Origin of the sequence: Saccharopolyspora pogona (assembly GCF_014697215.1) — a bacterium.
Taxonomy (GTDB): domain Bacteria; phylum Actinomycetota; class Actinomycetes; order Mycobacteriales; family Pseudonocardiaceae; genus Saccharopolyspora; species Saccharopolyspora hattusasensis.
In genome coordinates this window covers 65,508-88,187 of the sequence record NZ_CP031142.1, presented here as the reverse complement: position 1 = coordinate 88,187, position 22,680 = coordinate 65,508, and the positions used below count along the sequence as shown (strand labels likewise).

The window sequence follows — 22,680 nt, the reverse complement described above, 5'->3', positions numbered from 1 at the left end:
CACCAGAACCCGCAACACCGCCCCGCACGAACTCCACCAACCCGCCACCAGCAACCACACCCGCCGGCACCAGCACCCGCACCGCGTCCACCAGCAAGCCCGCAAGCGACGCCACCACCCGGTCCTGCTGCAGAGACGGCACCACCTGCGACCCATCCGCCGGCGACCCCACCGAACCCGGCAGACCCGCTCCAGCATCCTCGCGATGCGAAACCCCACTCCCCGCAACCGAATCCACACCGAAAGGCCCATCTCGGCCGGTCAAGCCACCCGGCGAGAACTCACGCCCCGGAGACACAGCACCACCACTGTCCGGATCCGCCACCGCCCCAGACCCGGGTGTGACAGTCTCCGGTAACGCGGCATCCGAGGACACACCAGAACCATGCCGGATACCCGCCGATGACCTCTCCCCCGCCGAATCCTGCGTCTGCGACGCCAGCACATCCAGCGACCGGCCCCCCAACACACCAGAACGATCCACACCAGACTTCCCGGCCACGCCGGGAACGTCCACACCAGAACCATCCACACCAGACTTCCCGGCCACGCCATGCAGCCCGGGCACGGCCTGATCGCCACCGGCAACCGGACTGTACGGCGGAGGCGGCGTCACCGACCGGTCCGAACCAAAACCCAGTGCCACATAAGGATATGCAGGTGGCGGCGTTCCCGGCCGGTGCTGACCGGAACCCGGCACCGCCGGAACACCACCCGTCGCGTCCCCGCCCGTCACACTGCCACCAGCACCGCCCTTAACGCCGCCACCGGCACCGTCCTTAACGTCCTTACCGTCCTTGACGTCGTTGCTGTCCTTGCCGTCCACAACAGCGGACACCACCAGGTCTTTGCCGTAAGGCGCCGACACCGCAGCCGAATCCACCGGCCCGACCGGGAAAACAGAGTCCACACCAGACGGCTTCGAGGCATCGGGGGGCTGAATGTGTTGTCCTTGCCCTGGGAGCCAGGGATGTTCCTCCCTGTCTGCGACCCGGACCCTGTCCCCAGCAGCGGGGTCTTCTCCTCGGCGAATCCGCCACCATCGGTGGTGGTGCCCTCACGCCGGCCGGTGCCCTCGAGATACGGGCTCGGGCCATCCGGGTGCAGCTTGCCCCGCCACAACAAACCCGCCACCGTGCCCAGCGCGCTCAACACCGACTCCGACGCTCCCGCCGTCAGCGCCCACAAGTTCCAGTCCACCGGCGCACCCGTGGCCGCCTGATACCCCACCTCCCCGAACAGCTCCGACAACGCACCCTCGAACGCATCCCCCAGCTCATCCGCGAACCGCGCCGCCCACATCGCCCGCACCGACATCCCCGCATAATCATCCAGACTCTTGCTCACCGCATCCGCGAAGCGCGCCATCGCCGACACCGGATACTTCTCCGCGTGCTCGGCCACCACCCGCCTCACCGCCGCCTCCAGAATCGCCTCGTCCACCTCATCGCCCAGCCCCCGCACCAGCACCTTCGTCAACGCGTTGCTCACCAGACCACCCAGCGCCGACAACGGCAGCGACACCAACGCCGAAAACGCCCCCATTCCCGCCGCCTGCTCGGTCAGCTTCCCGTCCCACTTGTCACCCGACTTCTCACCCAGCATCTGCAACTGGGCCTGCAGATCCGGCAGCACGTTGAACCCCACACCACCGGCCGCCGCCATCGCCAACCGCATGAACAACTGGCCCCACCACCGCGACAACAAAAACCGCATCACCGCCATCCGCGCCGCCAGCCACGCCATCGACGCACCACCGGTCGCCCCCGCCATCGCCACCGCCCACGCCATCTCCAACAACAACAATTCCAAACCATAAATCGTCACCAACTTCAAATACCGCACCTGCCGCGCCAAATCCCGCACGAACACCGCCAACTCCCGCAACGCCCCCTCACCCGAAGACAACAACCCATCGAAAACCTCCAAACCCCCCGCGAACCGGTCCGCCGCCTTCCCCGAAAACTCCGTCCGCACCTTCCCCACCAACTCCGCCACAAAACCCCCCACCTCCCCCACCCCCACCGCACCCGACTCCAACGCATCCGCCACCGCGAACAACCCACCCTCATCCGCATCCGTCATATCCTCACCCGTCAACACCTGAAAAAGCCGCCTCACCCCCTCCGGCACCATGATCGACGAAAACATCACCACCACCCAACCCCAACGCCGCCACAACACATGGCAGCAACGATGTATACGGGAATCAGCCCTTGGATCCACCGGCGCGGTGACGCACAAAAACCCGATAGCCGGGCGACCTCAGCCGCCCGGCACCCAAACCAGGGATATGTTCGCGAGCGAAAGGGGAACTGCAGCACGTATTCGTACTCACGAGCCAAAGCGCATGACCCGGAACTCAAACGGTGCGGTTTCGATAAGCGGCTGCGCACGCCCATCCATCGGATCAAACAGCCGAACACCATCGGTATCGTTCACAGCCACCAACAGGTGCCCGACACTCTCCCGGCCCCGGGTATCCCTCCTGCGCAACCACACCAGCACCTGGGTTTGCGCGGGAAAAGAAGCGATCTCCTCCAAAACACCGAACCAATGCTCATGAACGCTGACACCGACCACGGGTCCGAGCTGAGCCACCATCGGACCAAACCACGCAGCCTGCGCGGGCTCCGGCGGCGGCATCAACCCCGGCTTACCGGCGTTCCAGTCATCCAGCCACGCCCACGGATCACGGTTGGGCAGACCGAACGGCTCTTCACCAGCCGCTTTCGGGACCACCACAGCCGCGTCGAGCATCTGGTCACGCCAGTCACCACTGTCCTGGAAACTCCGGGTGGTACAAGCGAACAACCAGCCACGCTCAGTCTCATCGACCGGATCAGGAGAGACAAGCCCCACCTCCCCGTCATAGCGGTATCCCAGCCACGCCTCCGCCTTCTCAACAGCCCCAGCGAATTCGCCCGCCGCGACTTCCCACGGCAGCAGCCCGCCGACCGAATCACCCTGCCGGCGGCGGAAACGCGCCACCACAAGCTCAGCTACCTCGGCGTCGTTCTGCTCCGCGAACGTCCCCCGCAGACCATCAAGAAAGACCACAGCGTCATCCGCGTAATCCGCATACAACAAGTGACCAGCCAGTTCACGCCCACCGAACTGACGACGCAACCACACCACAGCCCGAGTCCCCACACCCCCATCCACAACAGCCCCGGCCGCATCCCCCCACGTCGCGCAGGTCAACACCTCCGCATCCGGGAAATACACCGCCAGCATCCGATCCCACCAACCCGGCGTCTCACCAACCGCATCCCACGGCAACGCCGAGGCAGGCCGGCAATTCACCACAGCATCCGTCGCGATCACACAATTACTCGCGTTGACCCGCCAGCGCCACGACCCCGGCTCCGGCTCCGGCCCCGACAAATTGAGAGCCTCATCCAGCGGACCAGCATTAGACGCGGGAAACGGCTCCGCCCCATCCAGCGGCACGCAGATCGTCCCCGCCAACATCGGCTCGTCAGACTCCACATAGCGGCAACCGAAGAACGCAGCCCGCTCCGTCGAGAGGATCGCCTCCTCACCCCTCAACACCACACCCTGCCCATAAGTGCCGCGCAACCAGGAGCGCGCCCGCTCCGCGAGCTCGTTCATACCGCTTCGCCCCTCACCCGCCAGACCATCTCCAGCGCAGTATGAGCCCACCACACCCAGCCCCCAAGCCCCTTGCCCGAACGTCAGCCACAACCTGCCCGCCCGGACTACTAGACTTCCTCGTAAGAGACACCGCCGATGCGCAGTGATAGCGCCAGAACAGCGACATTTTGATCAACAGTTCAGGAAGGGCGCGGTCCGGAACTCCCAGGAAACGGGCACGCCGATCACGCAGCCGGCCTGGGGGCGTGAAGGGCCCGTCACAACGTGGTGACGGGCCCTTCACTCGGCGGAAAACCTATGCGATGTAAGCGATTGAGTCGAATTCGCGGTTGGCGACGCCGTCCCGGAACGCCAGCAACTCGGCTTCGTTGAACACCAACTCGACGGCTGCCCAACCGCGACGGCGGAACACGTACATGCCGTCCACGCCGCGACAGGTGATCTCCAGGCACAGCCCCTCGGTGCAGCCCTCCCGGGCACCGGCTAAGAAGGCGTCGAACTCCTCGGCAGTGAAACCAACCGATGGTCATCCGGCGCGCCGAACACCGTCTTGTCGTCACGCAACTCGACCCAACCATCCCGGCGGGCGACACACACGCAGTCCTTGTCAGGAACGCTTTTGCCGGCCTTCCGGAAGTCAATCTCCGCGAAGGCCAACGACGGGGCTGTGTTCATCGGCAATCTCCTTGGGTGTCACTTGGATAGGGACGATCGTGCGACGTCGGCGGCAACGCCCTTCAGGAACCGACGGGTCTCCGCGAACGTCAACGCAGCGTTCGCGAGACGTGCCCACGCCGCCTCATACGCTTTGAGCGCCTTCTTGTCGTCGAGGTACCAGATCTCGTTTGCACCCTCGACGTATGCCAGTTCCAATGGCCCGGCCGCGCCGGGCGAAGGCACACGGATCAACACGAACGGACTCGAAATCGGCGAACGTCGACCGGCCGGACGGTCGAACGGCATAATCTGTAGGTGCACGTTCTGCCTGTTGCTGAGCTTGATGAGGTGGTCGATCTGCGCGCGCATGACCGACTTGTCGCCCCATACTCGCCGGACACATGATTCCGACAGCACGAACTGCACCATTGGTGGCTCGTCCCTGTCGAGGATGTCCTGCCGCGCCAGCCTGGCCTGGATGCGATCTTCCAGCATCACGCCGTTGATCTCGGGCTGATCGGCATGCATCGCCCGGACGTACGCCTCGCATTGCAGTAGCCCCGGTACGACCTCGACCTCAACTGAGCGGATTTGATCAGCGTGCTTCTCCAGGTCAACTCGTAGCCGGATGTCCTCGGAGTACGCGCGGTTGTGTCCAGTTGACCAGAAGCCCCGCTTGTGGTTGTCCCGGCGCAGGTCGCGCAATGCTTCCAGATAACCCTCATCGGTGAAGCCGAGCTTCGACGCCAGAAGCACGAGGTCGCCGGGGCTGATGCTGCTCCCGCCACTGATCAGGCTGGCGATGCGCGGCTGACTCGTCTCAATGAGTTTGGCAGCCCCGGCCTGCGACGAGTCCGCCTTCTGGATCATGTGGGCAATCTCGCGCCCAAGCAGCAGCTTCTTGGCCGTGCGAACAGTTGCGGGCATCTGCGCTGCCTCTCCTGTGATTGACGAGCCGCGTTGCCGAGCGAGGCGATACCTCCCTTCGTCACAAAGGGTATCGCCCACAGCCACTCGATCCGATGGATACCGAAGACTTGATTATTCAGCTTGTTTAGATCACGCTTAGATGAACAAGCCGGAGTGATCCAGATCTCGATGAGATCGACACCACCTTATAAAGGAGCACGATATGCCCATGTTCGGCACGCCGGTGCATCCGCACCCAATCAGGCGAAATGCTGTTGTAGCAGCGGCTTTCAACACCTCTGAGACCCGCCCGGGCCGTTCCGTGTCCTCCCGACAGGAAAGGCCGGGCATATGAGGCGGGCGGCGCTGCGTCGAGACCGAGCGGTGCCCCCGACACCGCGCGCCCCTTCGGGCTCCGCGCGCCGCCCGCCACCCCTACAAATCCCGAACACTGGAGTCTTCATGTCCCAGCCCCAGACACAGCAGCGCTACTTCTGGTTGCCAGTGCCAGACGAGTCCAGCGCCTACGGCCTCGTGCGGCACGCTTTCGCCGGCACACGCCTGGACACCGGCACAGCCGACGAAGCGTTCCGCCGCAACACCTTCGCCCTGGCCAACCCATCCGAAATGGACTGGATTCACGCCAAGACATGCCAGGACTGCAACACGCTGCTCAAAGAAATGAAGGGCCGGCCACGGTGACCTCCCCCATGCGCTGGCCCGACGGCACCCCGGTCAACCCCGAACCCGACGACGCCCCGACCACAGACAACCACGTCTGGCGGTTCACCGAGTCGCCCGTCTGGGCCCGGATCGACCACGAGCTCAAAGACCGAATCATCCAGCGCCTTCGCGCGCTCTGAAGACCCGGCCCGATGCCGCGACCTCCCCCACCCGCGGCGGCATCCAGCCGCGCGGCCGGGCGGAACGGACGTCCCCCCGACACACCGCCCGGCCGCACCCCCAACGACAAGGGCTACACATCCTGCGGGCTGGACAAATACTCCAGGACACGGTGCGCGGTTACCGCCCCGCATCCGGCCACACCGCATCCTCCGGAAACGGCTCACCGAAAAACAGCCCGTCAGTGCCTTCACCCCCAAACCACCCAACGGAATCCCCCCCGTACTCATCAAGGAACGCAGCGAAATCATCGTCCCCGGCAACCGGCCCGGCACTGTCGGCACCCGCAGCATCGTCCCCGGCATCCTGTCCCAGGAACGCGAGCAACTCGGTCGCGACAAACTCCTCATAAGCATCCGCGCCCAGCATCGCCCCAGTATCCGCCGCACCTGGGGGCACCTGCGCCCCATCTACATCCGCCACCGCCCGAGCAAGCCACGCATCCAGATCGACGTCAGCCGACCACGCGTCCCGGTCGTGTTCAGCCCCAGCCTGCTCCGATACCCCCTCCGGCCCCGCACCCCGCCCGACCACCAGGGCCCCACCCACCCCGGTCTCCGTCACCTCCCGGACCTTCTTCTTCCGCCCCCGCCCCACCACCGTCGACCGAAGCTCCGCCAACTCCACCCCCTGCTCCACCGTCAGCCGCCCCCGCTCCTTCAACCCCTCCAACACCGCAACACGGGCGGCAGCCTTTCTCGCCCGGTACCAAGCCGCCAATCTTTCCTTCTGTTTCTGCCACTGCTGCGCCTTCAGCCGAAGCGCCGCCAACTCCGCCTCCTGCTCCTCAGTCAGCCGCCCCCGCTCCTTCAACGCCTCCAACTCCGCAACACGGGCGGCAGCAGCCTTTCTCGCCTGGTACCAATCCACGAACGTTTCCTTCTTTTTCTGCCACGGCTGCGCCTTCGGCCGAAGCTCCGCCAGCTCCGCCGCCTGCTCGTCAGTCAGCCGCCCCTGCTCCTTCAACTCCTCCAACTCCGCAACACCGGCGGCAGCAGCCTTTCCCGCCCGGTACCAAACCACGAACCTTTCCTTCTTTCTCTGCCACGGCTGCGCCTTCGGCCGAAGCGCCGCCAGCTCCGCCGCCTGCTCGTCAGTCAGCCGCCCCTGCTCCTTCAACTCCTCCAACTCCGCAACCCGATCGGCAGCAGCCTTTCCCGCCCGGTACCGATCCGCGTCCCTTTCCTTCTTTTTCTGCCACGGCTGCGCCTTCGGCCGAAGCGCCGCCAGCTCCGCCGCCTGCTCGTCGGTCAGTGGCCTCTGCTTCTTCAACGCCTCCAACACCGCAACCCGGTCGGCAGCATCCTTTCCCGCCCGGAGATACTTCACGTCCCCTTCCTTCTTTTTTTGCCACTGCTGCGCCTTCGGCCGAAGCGCCGCCAGCTCCGCCGCCTGCTCGTCGGTCAGTGGCCTCTGCTTCTTCAACGCCTCCAACACCGCAATCCGATCGGCAGCATCCTTTCCCGCCCGGCGATGCTTCGCGACCACTTCCTTATGTTTCTGCTTCAGCTTCGCCACCTTCGGCTGGAGCTCCGCCAGCTTCTTCTTCTCATCCGACGTCAGCGACCTCTGCGTCTTCAACCCCTCCAACTCCACAACACGGTCGGCATCGTCCTTTCTCGCCCTGCGATACCTCGCGTTAACTTCCTTCTTTTGCTGCTTCAGCTTCGCCACCTTCAGCTGGAGCTCCGCCAGCACCTTCTTCTCATCCGACGTCAGCGACCTCTGCGTCTTCAACCCCTCCAACTCCACAACACGGGCGGCATCGTCCTTTCTCGCCTTGTACTGCTTCGCGTTAGCTTCCTTCTGTTTCCGTTTCCGTTCCGCACTCGGGTCCTGCTGTGCTGCCTGATCCGTCGGCGTGAGCACCTCACTCCCACCATCACCCGGACTCCCGGAAACAGCCCCAGCAGCAACAGATGCGTCCACCTTCCTCCGCTTGGAGACCCTGGAACTCTCGTCAGCCTCCCCCCGCGTCCTCTTCGTGCCCTTCGCGCCGGCTTTCCCCGCCACCGGCCCGGACGCACCACCCCGACGCTTCGGACCCGTCACCACGGACGGCAACCCGGATCCCCCGTCCCGGCGCCGCAGCCCGGAACCACTGGGCCGCAACACCACCTCCCCATCCACTTCCGCCCCCGGCACCGGCACCGGCACCGCCCTCGGCACCGGAATCACCCACATCCCGGTCGCAGCCAGGACATCCGCGTCCTCGGCTTCCTCCCCCTTCTGCGGATCCAGCAGAACGACCCGCCCTTGCTCATCACGGTCTTCTCCATGCACCGCAACGATCACATGCGCGCTACCGTCCGCTCGCCGGTAAATCACCGGCACAGCCACACCCACCGGCCCACTCCGCACATACTGCTCAGCCCCGGCCACACCACCAACCCGCCGGGCCTTCGCCCCGAACGCCTCCTCCAACCGAGCCGGATCCCGGTCACCAACAGCCGGCCCCGCCACGAACTGCCGACCGAACTTCAAAGAATTATGAAACGCCACCACCGCCCCCAGGCAGTTCACCCGGAAACGCTCATCACCGCAACGATAATTGGCCTGATTCACCCCCCGCAGGAACCGATACCCAGACCCCATCGACTCACCCCCCGCTACCGGATCTGAAACCCCCCACACCCCAGACCCCACCGCATCCGGCCCCACCGCATCCTCCGGAAACGCCTCACCGAAAAACAGCCCGTCAGCGCCTTCACCCCCAAACCACCCGACGGACCCCTCCCAGTCGTGGTAGTCGGGGAGGAAACCGGCGAAATCATCCCCCCCGGCAACCGGGCCGGCACTGTCGGCACCCGCAGCGTCGTCCCCGGCATCCTGTCCCAGGAACGCGAGCAACTCGGTCGCGACATACGCCTCATAAGCATCCGCGCCCAGCATCGCCCCAGCATCCGCGGCACCTGGGGGCACCTGCGCCCCCTCTACATCCGGCACCGCCCGAGCAAGCCACGCATCCAGATCGACGTCAGCCGACCAGGCGTCCCGGCCGTCCCGTTCAGCCCCAGTCCATCCCGATACCCCTTCCGGCCCCACACCCCTCCCGACCACCGGGGCCCCACCCACCCCGGTCTCCGTCACCTCCCGGACCTTCTTCTTCCGCCCCCGCCCCGCCACCGTCGACCGAAGCTCCGCCAACTCCCCCGCCTGCTCGTCAGCCAGCTGCCCCTGCTCCTTCAACGCCTCCAACACCGCAACACGGGCGGCAGCCTTTCTCGCCCGGTACCAATCCGCGAACCTTTCCTTCTTTTTCTGCCACGGCTGCGCCTTCGGCCGAAGCTCCGCCAGCTCCCCCGCCTGCTCGTCAGTCAGCGGCTCCCGCTCCTTCAACTCCTCCAACACCGCAACACGGGCGGCAGCAGCCTTTCCCGCCCGGTACCAATCCACGAACCTTTCCTTCTGTTTCTGCCACGTCTGCGCCTTCGGCTGGAGCTTCTCCAGCTCCTTCTCCTCATCCGACGACAGCGGCCTCTGCTTCTTCAACCCCTCCAACTTCTCAACACGGACGGCAGCAGCCTTTCCCGCCCGGTACCGCTCCGCGTCTCTTTCCTTCTTTTTCCGTTTCCGCTGCGCCACCTTCGGCTGGAGCTCCGCCAGCTCCGCCGCCTGCCCCTCAGTCAGCGGCCTCGCCAACGCCTCCAACACCGCAACCCGATCGGCAGCAGCCTTTCCCGCCCGCTGAGACTTCGCGGCAGATTCCTTCTTTTTCTGCTTCTGCTGCGCCACCTTCGGCTGGAGCGCCGCCAGCTCCGCCGCCTGCCCCTCAGTCAGCGGCCTCGCCAACGCCTCCAACTCCGCAACACGGGCGGCAGCAGCCTTTCCCGCCCGGTACTTCTTCGCGTTCTGTTCCTTCTTTTTCCGTTTCCGCTCCGCACTCGGGTCCTGCTGTGCTGCCTGATCCGTCGGCGTGAGCACCTCACTCCCACCATCACCCGGACTCCCGGAAACAGTCCCAGCAGCAGCGGATGCGTCCACCTTCCGCCGCTTGGAGACCCTGGAACTCTCGCCAGCCTCCCCCCGCGTCCTCTTCGTGCCCCTCGCGCCTGCCACCGGCCCGGACGCACCACCCCGACGCTTCGGACCCGTCACCACGGCGGGCAGCCCGGATCCCCCGTCCTGGCCCCGCAGCCCGGAACCACTGGGCGGCAACACCACTTCCACCCCCACCCCCGGCACCGCCCCCGCCCCCGGCACCGGAATCACCCACATGCCGGTCGCAGCCAGGACATCCGCGGGCTCGGCTTCCTCCCCCTTCTGCGGATTCAGCAGAACGACCCGCCCTTGCTCATCGCGGTCTTCTGCATGCACCGCAGCGATCACATGCGCGCTACCGTCCGCTCGCCGGTAAATCACCGGCACAGCCACACCCACCGGCCCACTCCGCACATACCGCTCAGCCCCGGCCACACCATCCACCCGCCGGGCCTTCGCCCCGAACGCCTCCTCCAACCGAGCCGGATCCCGATCACCAACAGCCGGCCCCGCCACGAACTGCCGACCGAACTTCAGAGAATTATGAAACGCCACCACCGCCCCCAGGCAGTTCACCCGGAAACGCTCATCACCGCAACGATAATTGGCCTGATTCACCCCCCGCAGGAACCGATACCCAGACCCCATCGACTCACCCCCCGCTACCGGATCTGAAACCCCCCACACCCCAGACCCCACCGCATCCGGCCCCACCGCATCCTCCGGAAACGCCTCACCGAAAAACAGCCCGTCAGCGCCTTCACCCCCAAACCACCCGACGGAATCCCCCCCGTACTCATCAAGGAACGCAGCGAAATCATCCCCTCGGGCAACCGGCCCGGCACTGTCTGCACCCGCAGCATCGTCCCCGGCATCCTGTCCCAGGAACGCGAGCAACTCGGTCGCGACAAACTCCTCATAAGCACTCTCGCTCAGCATCACCCCAGCATCCGCGGCACCCTGGGGCACCTGCGCCCCCTCTACATCCGCCACCGCCCGAGCAAGCCACGCATCCAGATCGACGTCAGCCGACCACGCGTCCCGGCCGTCCTGATCAGCCCCAGGCTGCTCCGATACCCCCTCCGGCCCCACACCCGGCCCGACCACCGGGGCCCCACCCACCCCGGTCTCCGTCACCTCCCGGACCTTCTTCTTCCGCCCCCGCCCCACCACCGTCGACCGAAGCTCCGCCAACTCCCCCGCCTGCTCGTCAGCCAGCTGCCCCTGCTCCTTCAACGCCTCCAACACCGCAACCCGGGCGGCAGCCTTTCTCGCCCGGTACCAATCCGCCCACCTTTCCTTCTGTTTCTGCCACTGCTGCGCCTTCGGCCGAAGCGCCGCCAGCTCTCCCGCCTGCTCGTCAGTCAGCTGCCCCTGCTCCTTCAACTCCTCCAACTCCGCAACACGGACGGCAGCAGCCTTTCCCACCCGGTACCAATCCACGAACCTTTCATTCTTTCTCTGCTTCAGCTTCGCCACCTTCGGCTGGAGCTTCGCCAGCTCCCCCGCCTGCTCGTCAGTCAGCGGCCCCTGCTCCTTCAACGCCTCCAACTCCGCAACTCGATCGGCAGCAGCCTTTCCTCCCCGGCGATACTTCGCGGCATATTCCTTCTGTTTCTGCTTCAGCTGCGCCACCTTCGGCTGGAGCTCCGCCAGCTCCCCCGCCTGCCCCTCAGTCAGTGGCCTCGCCAACGCCTCCAACTCCGCAACCCGATCGGCAGCAGCCTTTCCCGCCCTGCGAGACTTCGCGGCACATTTCTTCTCTTTCTGCCACTGCTTCGCCTTCGGCTGGAGCTTCTCCAGCTCCTTCTGCTCATCCGGCGTCAGCGGCCTCTGCTTCTTCAACTCCTCCAACTTCGCAACACGGGCGGCAGCAGCCGTTTTCTCACGGTACCGTTCCTTCTGTTTCTGCCACGTCTGCGCCTTCGGCTGGAGCTTCGCTAGATCCTTCTGCTCATCCGGCGTCAGCGGCCTCTGCTTCTTCAACCCCTCCAACTCCGCAACACGGTCGGCAGCATCCTTTCTCGCCTGGTACTGCTTCGCGTTCTGTTCCTTCTTTTTCCGTTTCCGCTCCGCACTCTGGTCCTGCTGTGCTGCCTGATCCGTCGGCGTGAGCACCCCACTCCCACCATCACCCGGACTCCCGGAAACAGCCCCAGCAGCAACAGATGCGCCCACCTTCCGCCGCTTGGAGACCCTGGAACTCTCGCCAGCCTCCCCGCGCGTCCTCTTCGTGCCCCTCGCGCCTGCCACCGGCCCGGACGCACCACCCCGACGCTTCGGACCCGTCACCACGGCGGGCAGCACGGATCCCCCGTCCTGGCCCCGCCACCGGGAACCACTGGCCGGCAACACCACCTCCCCATCCACTTCCACCCCCGGCACCGGCACCGGCACCGGCACCGGAATCACCCACATCCCGGTCGCAGCCAGGACATCCGCGGGCTCGGCTTCCTCCCCCTTCTGCGGATCCAGCAGAACGACCCGCCCTTGCTCATCGCGGTCTTCTCCATGCACCGCAACGATCACATGCGCGCTACCGTCGGCACGCTGGTAAATCACCGGCACAGCCACACCCACCGGCCCACTCCGCACATACTGCTCGGCCCCGGCCACACCAGCCACCCGCAGGGCCTTCGCCCCGAACGCCTCCTCCAACCGAGCCGGATCCCGGTCACCAACAGCCGGCTCCGCCACGAACTGCCGACCGAACTTCAGAGAATTGTGAAACGCCACCACCGCCTCCAGGCAGTTCACCCGGAAACGCTCATCACCGCAACGATAATTGGCCTGATTCACCCCCGACACGAACCGATACCCAGACCCCACCGACCCACCCCCCGCTACCGGATCTGAAACCCCCACACCCCAGACCCCACCGCATCCGGCCCCACCGCATCCTCCGGAAACGGCTCACCGAAAAACAGCCCGTCAGCGCCGTCACCCCCAAACCACCCAACGGAATCTCCCCCGTACTCATCAAGGAACGCAACGAAATCATCGTCCCCGGCAACCGGCCCGGCACCGTCGGCACCCGCAGCATCGTCCCCGGCATCCTGTCCCAGGAACGCGAGCAACTCGGTCTCGACAAACTCCTCATAAGCACCCTCGCCCAGCAGCATCACGCCAGCATCCGCGGCACCCTGGGGCACCTGCGCCCCCTCTACATCCGCCACCGCCCGAGCAAGCCACGCATCCAGATCGACGTCAGCCGACCACGCGTCCCGGCCGTCCTGATCAGCCCCAGGCTGCTCCGATACCCCCTCCGGCCCCACACCCCTCCCGACCACCGGGGCCCCACCCACCCCGGTCTCCGTCACCTCCCGGACCTTCTTCTTCCGCCCCCGCCCCGCCACCGTCGACCGGAGCTCCGCCAGCTCCACCTCCTGCCCCTCAGTCAGCTGCCCCTGCTCCTTCAACTCCTCCAACTCCGCAACCCGGGCGGCAGCCTTTCTCGCCCGGTACCAATCCGCGAACCTTTCCTTCTTTTTCTGCCACGGCTGCGCCTTCGGCCGAAGCGCCGCCAGCTCCCCCGCCTGCCCCTCAGTCAGCGGCTCCCGCTCCTTCAACTCCTCCAACACCGCAACCCGATCGGCGGCAGCCTTTCCCGCCCGGTACCAATCCACGAACCTTTCCTTCTTTTTCTGCCACTGCTGCGCCTTCGGCCGAAGCTCCGCCAGCTCCGCCTCCTGCCCCTCAGTCAGCCGCCCCCGCTCCTTCAACCCGTCCAACACCGCAACCCGATCGGCGGCAGCCTTTCCCGCCTGGTACCGATTCGCGTTATCTTCCTTCTGTTTCTGCCACGTCTGCGCCTTCGGCCGAAGCGCCGCCAGCTCCCCCGCCTGCCCCTCAGTCAGCGGCCCCTGCTCCTTCAACTTCTCCAACTCCGCAACACGGTCGGCAGCAGCCTTTCCCGCCCGGTACCGATTCGCGTTATCTTCCTTCTTTTTCTGCTTCAGCTTCGCCACCTTCGGCTGGAGCTCCGCCAGCTCCGTCTCCTGCTCATCAGTCAGCTGCCCCTGCTCTTTCAACTCCTCCAACTCCGCAACACGGTCGGCGGCAGCCTTTCCCGCCCGGTACCAATCCACGAACCTTTCCTTCTGTTTCTGCCACTGCTGCGCCTTCGGCCGAAGCTTTGCCAGCTCCTTCTCCTGCTCCTCAGTCAGCGGCCCCTGCTCCTTCAACGCCTCCAACACCGCAACCCGATCGGCGGCAGCCTTTCCCGCCTGGTACCGATTCGCGTTATCTTCCTTCTGTTTCTGCCACGTCTGCGCCTTCGGCCGAAGCTCCGCCAGCTCCCCCGCCTGCCCCTCAGTCAGCGGCCCCTGCTCCTTCAACTTCTCCAACTCCGCAACACGGTCGGCAGCAGCCTTTCCCGCCCGGTACCGATTCGCGTTATCTTCCTTCTTTTTCTGCTTCAGCTTCGCCACCTTCGGCTGGAGCTCCGCCAGCTCCGCCGCCTGCCCCTCAGTCAGTGGCCTCGCCAACGCCTCCAACTCCGCAACCCGATCGGCAGCAGCCTTTCCCGCCCTACGAGACATCGCGGCAGATTCCTTCTCTTTCTGCCACGTCAGCGCCTTCGGCTGGAGCTTCTCCAGCTCCGCCGCCTGCCCCTCAGTCAGTGGCCTCGCCAACGCCTCCAACTCCGCAACCCGATCGGCGGCAGCCTTTCCCGCCCTGCGATACTTCGCGGCAGATTCCTTCTTTTTCTGCTTCTGCTGCGCCACCTTCGGCTGGAGCTTCTCCAGCTCCGCCGCCTGCCCCTCAGTCAGCGGCCTCGCCAACGCCTCCAACTCCGCAACCCGATCGGCAGCAGCCTTTCCCGCCCGGTACTGCTTCGCGTACTGTTCCTTCTGTTTCTGCCACATCTGCGCCTTCGGCTGGAGCTTCTCCAGCTCCTTCTGCTCATCCGACGACAGCGGCCTCTGCTTCTTCAACCTCTCCAACTTCGTAACACGTTCGGCAGCAGCCTTTCTCGCCTGGTACTGCTTCGCGTTCTGTTCCTTCTTTTTCCGTTTCCGCTCCGCACTCGGGTCCTGCTGTGCTGCCTGATCCGTCGGCGTGAGCACCTCACTCCCACCATCAGCCGGACTCCCGGAAACAGTCCCAGCAGCAACAGATGCGTCCACCTTCCGCCGCTTGGAGACCCTGGAACTCTCGCCAGCCTCCCCCCGCGTCCTCTTCGTGCCCCTCGCGCCCGCCACCGGCCCAGACACACCACCCCGACGCTTCCGACCCGTCACCACGGTCGGCAACCCGGACCCCCCGTCCTGGCCCCGCCACCGGGAACCACTGGGCGGCAACACCACCTCCCCATCCACTTCCACCCCCACCCCCGGCACCGGCACCGGCACCGGCACCGGAATCACCCACATGCCGGTCGCAGCCAGGACATCCGCGTCCTCGGCTTCCTCCCCCTTCTGCGGATCCAGCAGAACGACCCGCCCTTGCTCATCGCGGTCTTCTCCATGCACCGCAACGATCACATGCGCACTACCGTCCGCTCGCTGGTAAATCACCGGCACAGCCACACCCACCGGCCCACTCCGCACATACTGCTCAGCCCCGGCCACACCATCCACCCGCCGGGCCTTCGCCCCGAACGCCTCCTCCAACCGAGCCGGATCCCGATCACCAACAGCCGGCCCCGCCACGAACTGCCGACCGAACTTCAAAGAATTGTGAAACGCCACCACCGCCTCCGAACAGTTCACCCGGAAACGCTCATCACCGCAACGATAATTGGCCTGATTCACCCCCGGCAAGAACCGATACCCAGACCCCATCGACCCACCCCCCGCTACCGGATCTGAAACCCCCCACACCCCAGACCCCACCGCATCCGGCCCCACCGCATCCTCCGGAAACGGCTCACCGAAAAACAGCCCGTCAGTGCCTTCACCCCCAAACCACCCAACGGAATCCCCCCCGTACTCATCAAGGAACGCAGCGAAATCATCGTCCCCGGCAACCGGCCCGGCACTGTCGGCACCCGCAGCATCGTCCCCGGCATCCTGTCCCAGGAACGCGAGCAACTCGGTCGCGACAAACTCCTCATAAGCATCCGCGCCCAGCATCGCCCCAGTATCCGCCGCACCTGGGGGCACCTGCGCCCCATCTACATCCGCCACCGCCCGAGCAAGCCACGCATCCAGATCGACGTCAGCCGACCACGCGTCCCGGTCGTGTTCAGCCCCAGCCTGCTCCGATACCCCCTCCGGCCCCGCACCCCGCCCGACCACCAGGGCCCCACCCACCCCGGTCTCCGTCACCTCCCGGACCTTCTTCTTCCGCCCCCGCCCCACCACCGTCGACCGAAGCTCCGCCAACTCCACCCCCTGCTCCACCGTCAGCCGCCCCCGCTCCTTCAACCCCTCCAACACCGCAACCCGGGCGGCAGCCTTTCTCGCCCGGTACCAAGCCGCCAATCTTTCCTTCTGTTTCTGCCACTGCTGCGCCTTCAGCCGAAGCTCCGCCAACTCCGCCTCCTGCTCCTCAGTCAGCCGCCCCCGCTCCTTCAACTCCTCCAACTCCGCAACACCGGCGGCAGCAGCCTTTCCCGCCCGGTACCAAACCACGAACCTTTCCTTCTTTCTCTGCCACGGCTGCGCCTTCAGCCGAAGCTCCGCCAGCTCCGCCGCCTGCTCGTCAGTCAGCCGCCCCTGCTCCTTCAACTCCTCCAACTCCGCAACACCGGCGGCAGCAGCCTTTCCCGCCCGGTACCAAACCACGAACCTTTCCTTCTTTCTCTGCCACGGCTGCGCCTTCAGCCGAAGCTCCGCCAGCTCCGCCGCCTGCTCGTCAGTCAGCCGCCCCTGCTCCTTCAACTCCTCCAACTCCGCAACACCGGCGGCAGCAGCCTTTCCCGCCCGGTACCGATCCGCGTCCCTTTCCTTCTTTTTCTGCCACGGCTGCGCCTTCGGCCGAAGCGCCGCCAGCTCCCCCGCCTGCCCCTCAGTCAGCCGCCCCCGCTCCTTCAACTCCTCCAACTCCGCAACCCGATCGGCAGCAGCCTTTCCCGCCCGCTGATACTTCGCGGCAGATTCCTTCCTTTTCTGCTTCCGCTGCGCCACCTTCGGCTGGAGCTCCGCCAGCTCCGCCGCCTGCCCCTCAGTCAGTGGCCTCGCCAACTCCTCCAACACCGCAACCCGATCGGCAGCATCCTTTACCACCCTGCGAGACTTCGCGTCATATTTCTTCTTTTTCTGCCACGTCTGCGCCTTCGGCTGGAGCTTCTCCAGCTCCGCCGCCTGCCCCTCAGTCAGTGGCCTCGCCAACGCCTCCAACTCCGCAACACGGACGGCAGCAGCCTTTCTCGCCTGGTACTGCTTCGCGTTCTTTTCCTTCTTTTTTCGTTTCCGCTCCGCACTCGGGTCCTGCTGTGCTGCCTGATCCGTCGGCGTGAGCACCTCACTCCCACCATCACCCGGACTCCCGGAAACAGCCCCAGCAGCAACAGATGCGTCCACCTTCCGCCGCTTGGAGGCCCTGGAACTCTCGCCGGCCTCCCCCCGCGAACTCCCCGCACTCGCACCGGCTCCCCCCGCCACCCGCCCAGACACACCACCCCGACGCTTCGGACCCGTCACCACGGACGGCAACCCGGACCCCCCGTCCTGGCCCCGCCACCGGGAACCACCGGGCCGCAACACCCCCTCCCCATCCACCTCCACCCCCGACACCGGAAACACCCACATCCCGGTGCCCGGCAGATCCACCACGCCTCGCCCATCGCCACCCGCGGAGGCGACATCATCCGCCCGCCCACCACCAGGCCACGACAGGCGCCGCCGTGTGCCATCTCGCCCCGGACGTTCCTCGTGAATCGTCTCCGGCACCGGTCCCACCGCCTCGCGCCGCAATTCCACACGGGACCACCCAACGCCGCTCGGGCCGGCAACGGGTTCGGCAGGATCTCGCACCAGCGGGCCCACCAACTTCCGGGGGTTATGCCAGCCCCGCACGATCCACCCCGCCACCAGCCCATCATCACCAGACCAGCCCCCCTGCCTCGCCCGGTCGATCTCGCGGCGCAGATCCGGCGGCGACGACTGCCGCACCGGTATCCCACCGGTATCCCACATGGTGTCCGCCCCAGACCCGGTCATCGCCCCGAGCTGTGCGTCCCCGACCACCGACGCCACCTGACCAGATACCCCCTGGGCAACCGGTGTCTCTTCCGCAGCCACCGTCTTCTCACCGGAGCCCGCAGCCGCAGCCGACGAATCCGCCAGACCGGCCATACCCTGACCTCCCCCAGCCGGCACCAGGCCAGCGGGCCCGCCCACCGGCCTGGGCCGAGAACCATCCGCGGCGAACACCGTCCACCGCGGCCCACGCCCACCCCGCCCCGGCATCAACGCAACAACATCCCGCCCCACACCCCGCGCCAGAGCCGAACCCTGACCCGACGACACCACCACACCCGCACCCGGAACACCCTGCGCGACCAGCACCACAGGCCCACCACCAGAACCCGCAACACCGCCCCGCACGAACTCCACCAACCCGCCACCAGCAACCACACCCGCCGGCACCAGCACCCGCACCGCGTCCACCAGCAAGCCCGCAAGCGACGCCACCACCCGGTCCTGCTGCAGAGACGGCACCACCTGCGACCCATCCGCCGGCGACCCCACCGAACCCGGCAGACCCGCTCCAGCATCCTCGCGATGCGAAACCCCACTCCCCGCAACCGAATCCACACCGAAAGGCCCATCTCGGCCGGTCAAGCCACCCGGCGAGAACTCACGCCCCGGAGACACAGCACCACCACTGTCCGGATCCGCCACCGCCCCAGACCCGGGTGTGACAGTCTCCGGTAACGCGGCATCCGAGGACACACCAGAACCATGCCGGATACCCGCCGATGACCTCTCCCCCGCCGAATCCTGCGTCTGCGACGCCAGCACATCCAGCGACCGGCCCCCCAACACACCAGAACGATCCACACCAGACTTCCCGGCCACGCCGGGAACGTCCACACCAGAACCATCCACACCAGACTTCCCGGCCACGCCATGCAGCCCGGGCACGGCCTGATCGCCACCGGCAACCGGACTGTACGGCGGAGGCGGCGTCACCGACCGGTCCGAACCAAAACCCAGTGCCACATAAGGATATGCAGGTGGCGGCGTTCCCGGCCGGTTCTGACCGGAACCCGGCACCGCCGGAACACCACCCGTCGCGTCCCCGCCCGTCACACTGCCACCAGCACCGCCCTTAACGCCGCCACCTGCACCGTCCTTAACGTCCTTACCGTCCTTGACGTCGTTGCTGTCCTTGCCGTCCACAACAGCGGACACCACCAGGTCTTTGCCGTAAGGCGCCGACACCGCAGCCGAATCCACCGGCCCGACCGGGAAACCAAAGTCCACATCAGACGGCTTCGAGGCATCAGAGGGCTTCGAGGCATCGGAAGGGCTGAATGTGTTGTCCTTGCCCGGGGAGCCAGGGGTGTTCCCTGTCTGCGACCCGGACCCTGTTCCCAGCAGTGGGGTCTTCTCCTCGTCGAATCCGCCACCATCGGTGGTGGTGCCCTCACGCCGGCTGGTGCCCTCGAGGTACGGGCTTGGGCCTTCCGGGTGCAGCTTGCCCCGCCACGCCAAACCCGCCAGATTCCCCACACCGGAGAACACCGACTCGAAGAAGCCCGCCGTCACCGAGAACGGGTTCCAGGTCACTTCCTGGCCCGTGGCCGCCAGATACCCCACCTCCCCGAACAACTCCGACAACGCGTTCTCCAACGCCTCCCCGACCCACTCGCCGAACCGCGCCGACCACATGCCCCGCACCGACATCCCCGCATAAAAATCCAAATGCTCCCCCACCACATCGCCGAAGCGCGCCATCGCCGACACCGGATACAACTCCGCATGCTCGGCCACCGCCCGCCTCACCGCCGCCTCCAGAATCGCCTCGTCCACCTCATCGCCCAGCCCCCGCACCAGCACCTTCGTCAACGCGTTGCTCACCAGACCACCCAGCGCCGACAACGGCAGCGACACCAACGCCGAAAACGCCCCCATTCCCGCCGCCTGCTCGGTCAGCTTCCCGTCCCACTTGTCACCCGACTTCTCACCCAGCATCTGCAACTGGGCCTGCAGATCCGGCAGCACGTTGAACCCCACACCACCGGCCGCCGCCATCGCCAACCGCATGAACAACTGGCCCCACCACCGCGACAACAAAAACCGCATCACCGCCATCCGCGCCGCCAGCCACGCCATCGACGCACCACCGGTCGCCCCCGCCATCGCCACCGCCCACGCCATCTCCAACAACAACAATTCCAAACCATAAATCGTCACCAACTTCAAATACCGCACCTGCCGCGCCAAATCCCGCACGAACACCGCCAACTCCCGCAACGCCCCCTCACCCGAGGCCAGCAACCCATCGAAAACCTCCAAACCCCCCGCGAACCGGTCCGCCGCCTTCCCCGAAAACTCCGTCCGCACCTTCCCCACCAACTCCGCCACAAAACCCCCCACCTCCCCCACCCCCACCGCACCCGACTCCAACGCATCCGCCACCGCGAACAACCCACCCTCATCCGCATCCGTCATATCCTCACCCGTCAACACCTGAAAAAGCCGCCTCACCCCCTCCGGCACCATGATCGACGAAAACATCACCACCACCCAACCCCAACGCCGCCACACCACATGGCAGCAACGATGTATACGGGAATCAGCCCTTGGATCCACCGGCGCGGTGACGCACAAAAACCCGATAGCCGGGCGACCTCAGCCGCCCGGCACCCAAACCAGGGATATGTTCGCGAGCGAAAGGGGAACTGCAGCACGTATTCGTACTCACGAGCCAAAGCGCATGACCCGGAACTCAAACGGTGCGGTTTCGATAAGCGGCTGCGCACGCCCATCCATCGGGTCAAAAAGCTGAACACCATTAGACGCCGGAAACGGCTCCGCCCCATACAGAGGCACGCAGATCGTCGCCGCCAACATCGGCTCGTCAGACTCCACATAGCGGCAACCGAAGAACGCAGCCTGCTCCGTCGAGAGGATCGCCTCCTCACCCCTCAACACCACACACTGCCCATAGGTGTCGCGTAACCAGGCACGTGCCCGCTCCGCAAGCTCGTTCATGCCGCTCCGCCCCTCACCCGCCAAACCATCTCCAGCGCAGTATGAGCCCACCACACCCAGCCTCCAAGCCGCTTACCCGAAGGTCACGCACAACCTGCCCGCCCGGACCACCGGCCTTCCCTCATACCTAGAGACATCACCGACAGCCAGTGATAGCGCCGGAACAGCGACGTTTTGATCAACAGTTCAGGAAGGGCGCGATCCGGAACTCCCGGGAAACGGGCACGCCGATCACGCAGCACAGCCCCTCGGTGCAGCCCTCCCAACCACCGACAACCACGTCTGGCGGTTCACCGAGTCGCCCGCCTGGGCCCGCATCGACCACGAACTCAAAGACCGAATCATCCAGCGCCTTCACCCGCTCTGAAGACCCAGCCCGATGCCGCGACGTCCCCCACCCGCGGCGGCATCCAGCCGCGCGGTCGGGCGGAACGGACGTCCCTCCGACACACCGCCCGGCCGCACCCCCAACGACGAGGACTACACATTCTGCGGGCCGGACAGATACTCCAGGACACGGTGCACGGTTACCGCATCCAGAGGTGCAGGCAGGCGGTCGGCGGTGTGGATGTGGGCCAGCAACTGTTCGTCGGGAGCCAACCCGTGCTGCTCCAGGTAGTAACAGACGATGTCCGGCCAGATCCACACCCCATCGGAACGGAAACTCACCGGCACCACAGACCCCTGCGACCGATCCACCACATCATCCATTGTGGAATCCGTATCCAGGATCACAGTGCCGGCACGGAGATAGCCCAGCACCCGGTCCCGCTCCACCACATCAAGCAGCCGCGGATGATCCTCCTCGAACACCGGCTCCCCGGCCTCATCGACACCATCAAAGACACGCGCCAAGCTCAACCCGACAGGCTCAGTCGCCGCCCACACCAACCCGCCATAAGACCGCGCCGCCCGCTGATACACCGGCACCTCACCACCCGGCACCACCACCTCCACCCGCGGCACACCGGAACCCGCCACCACCAGCGCCCGCTGAAGCCGACCCGTCAACCCCACCGGATCGACACCACTTCCGGCCTCCACCACATACACCGGCAACCACGGCCCCTGACCACTGACCGGGCCACGCCACGCACACCACAACCCCCGGACACCAGCGGTATCCGACAACACCGCCACCAACCCAGCCACCCCCGCACCATCGACACCCGCAGGCTCGCTTGGCGTGCCGGTGAAATGCCACGCCAGAACCCGCTGCTCATCACCGATCGGGATACGGCTGAACATCGAGGTCGCGGAGCCGGCCAAGAACTCGGCCAGTACACCCATCTGCCGTAAGGACAGCGCCACACCACCAGCGGCCAACTCCTGACACACCGACTCAGCAACCTGGCCGATCGCGCCCTCCGCCAACCGCTGCCGAGCCGTCGCAAGAAACTCATCCGACACCCGGCCGGCAAGCCCCAGCAACACATCATGCATGCCTACCACGCGCTCATCACCAACGGACACGTTCCGTCCTTCCATGGGGCACCACCCC

At 66.0% G+C, this 22,680-nt stretch carries 11 protein-coding genes; 2 read left to right on the top strand and 9 right to left on the bottom strand.

Features of this window, described 5'->3' with window-relative positions; all coding sequences use genetic code 11:
- Positions 1 to 732 precede the first annotated feature (732 nt).
- The 5 genes from DL519_RS48235 to DL519_RS00115 all read right to left on the bottom strand — a co-directional run bounded on the left by DL519_RS48235 (position 733) and on the right by DL519_RS00115 (position 5,283).
- The gene (locus DL519_RS48235; RefSeq protein ID WP_190812359.1) at positions 733 to 2,151 is read right to left on the bottom strand and encodes a WXG100-like domain-containing protein; all 1,419 of its coding nucleotides are present in this window, start codon (positions 2,149 to 2,151) and stop codon (positions 733 to 735) included.
- Between the two features lie 183 nt (positions 2,152 to 2,334).
- Positions 2,335 to 3,615 (bottom strand): YrhB domain-containing protein, encoded by a 1,281-nt coding sequence (locus DL519_RS00125; RefSeq protein WP_190812358.1) that lies wholly within the window; start codon positions 3,613 to 3,615, stop codon positions 2,335 to 2,337.
- A gap of 298 nt (positions 3,616 to 3,913) precedes the next feature.
- Positions 3,914 to 4,045, bottom strand: coding sequence for a hypothetical protein (locus DL519_RS48230; RefSeq protein WP_263399537.1), 132 nt, complete (start codon positions 4,043 to 4,045; stop codon positions 3,914 to 3,916).
- A gap of 56 nt (positions 4,046 to 4,101) precedes the next feature.
- Positions 4,102 to 4,293 carry a hypothetical protein gene (locus DL519_RS00120; RefSeq protein WP_223838277.1) on the bottom strand — a complete coding sequence of 64 codons (192 nt, stop codon included), beginning with the start codon at positions 4,291 to 4,293 and terminating at the stop codon, positions 4,102 to 4,104.
- A gap of 18 nt (positions 4,294 to 4,311) precedes the next feature.
- Complete coding sequence (locus DL519_RS00115; RefSeq protein WP_223838276.1) at positions 4,312 to 5,283, bottom strand: DUF5753 domain-containing protein; 972 nt, start codon at positions 5,281 to 5,283, stop codon at positions 4,312 to 4,314.
- Positions 5,284 to 5,646: 363 nt separating this feature from the next.
- On the opposite strand from DL519_RS00115, the gene DL519_RS00110 reads away from it, so the two are divergent.
- Entirely contained in the window at positions 5,647 to 5,886 is a 240-nt protein-coding gene (locus DL519_RS00110) for a hypothetical protein (RefSeq protein ID WP_190812357.1), read from the top strand.
- 8 nt (positions 5,887 to 5,894) lie between these two features.
- Positions 5,895 to 6,047 carry a hypothetical protein gene (locus DL519_RS00105; protein ID WP_190812356.1) on the top strand — a complete coding sequence of 51 codons (153 nt, stop codon included), beginning with the start codon at positions 5,895 to 5,897 and terminating at the stop codon, positions 6,045 to 6,047.
- Between the two features lie 160 nt (positions 6,048 to 6,207).
- On the opposite strand, the gene DL519_RS48225 is transcribed toward DL519_RS00105, so the two are convergent.
- From DL519_RS48225 to DL519_RS00055, 4 genes are all read right to left on the bottom strand, one after another.
- Entirely contained in the window at positions 6,208 to 12,825 is a 6,618-nt protein-coding gene (locus DL519_RS48225) for a toxin glutamine deamidase domain-containing protein (RefSeq protein WP_263399536.1), read from the bottom strand.
- Positions 12,826 to 12,911: 86 nt separating this feature from the next.
- Complete coding sequence (locus tag DL519_RS48220; protein WP_263399535.1) at positions 12,912 to 20,702, bottom strand: toxin glutamine deamidase domain-containing protein; 7,791 nt, start codon at positions 20,700 to 20,702, stop codon at positions 12,912 to 12,914.
- Positions 20,703 to 20,885: 183 nt separating this feature from the next.
- The gene (locus tag DL519_RS00060; protein ID WP_190812355.1) at positions 20,886 to 21,179 is read right to left on the bottom strand and encodes a hypothetical protein; all 294 of its coding nucleotides are present in this window, start codon (positions 21,177 to 21,179) and stop codon (positions 20,886 to 20,888) included.
- A gap of 480 nt (positions 21,180 to 21,659) precedes the next feature.
- Positions 21,660 to 22,652 carry a hypothetical protein gene (locus DL519_RS00055; RefSeq protein WP_223838275.1) on the bottom strand — a complete coding sequence of 331 codons (993 nt, stop codon included), beginning with the start codon at positions 22,650 to 22,652 and terminating at the stop codon, positions 21,660 to 21,662.
- Between the last annotated feature and the right edge of the window lie 28 nt (positions 22,653 to 22,680).

Bases quoted from the DNA above. Each gene is read 5' to 3' on its own strand.
- DL519_RS48235 (WP_190812359.1), bottom strand. From the start codon at position 2,151: ATGTTTTCGTCGATCATGGTGCCGGAGGGGGTGAGGCGGCTTTTTCAG.
- DL519_RS00125 (WP_190812358.1), bottom strand. From the start codon at position 3,615: ATGAACGAGCTCGCGGAGCGGGCGCGCTCCTGGTTGCGCGGCACTTAT.
- DL519_RS00120 (WP_223838277.1), bottom strand. From the start codon at position 4,293: ATGAACACAGCCCCGTCGTTGGCCTTCGCGGAGATTGACTTCCGGAAG.
- DL519_RS00110 (WP_190812357.1), top strand. From the start codon at position 5,647: ATGTCCCAGCCCCAGACACAGCAGCGCTACTTCTGGTTGCCAGTGCCA.
- DL519_RS00105 (WP_190812356.1), top strand. From the start codon at position 5,895: ATGCGCTGGCCCGACGGCACCCCGGTCAACCCCGAACCCGACGACGCC.
- DL519_RS48220 (WP_263399535.1), bottom strand. From the start codon at position 20,702: ATGTTTTCGTCGATCATGGTGCCGGAGGGGGTGAGGCGGCTTTTTCAG.
- DL519_RS00060 (WP_190812355.1), bottom strand. From the start codon at position 21,179: ATGAACGAGCTTGCGGAGCGGGCACGTGCCTGGTTACGCGACACCTAT.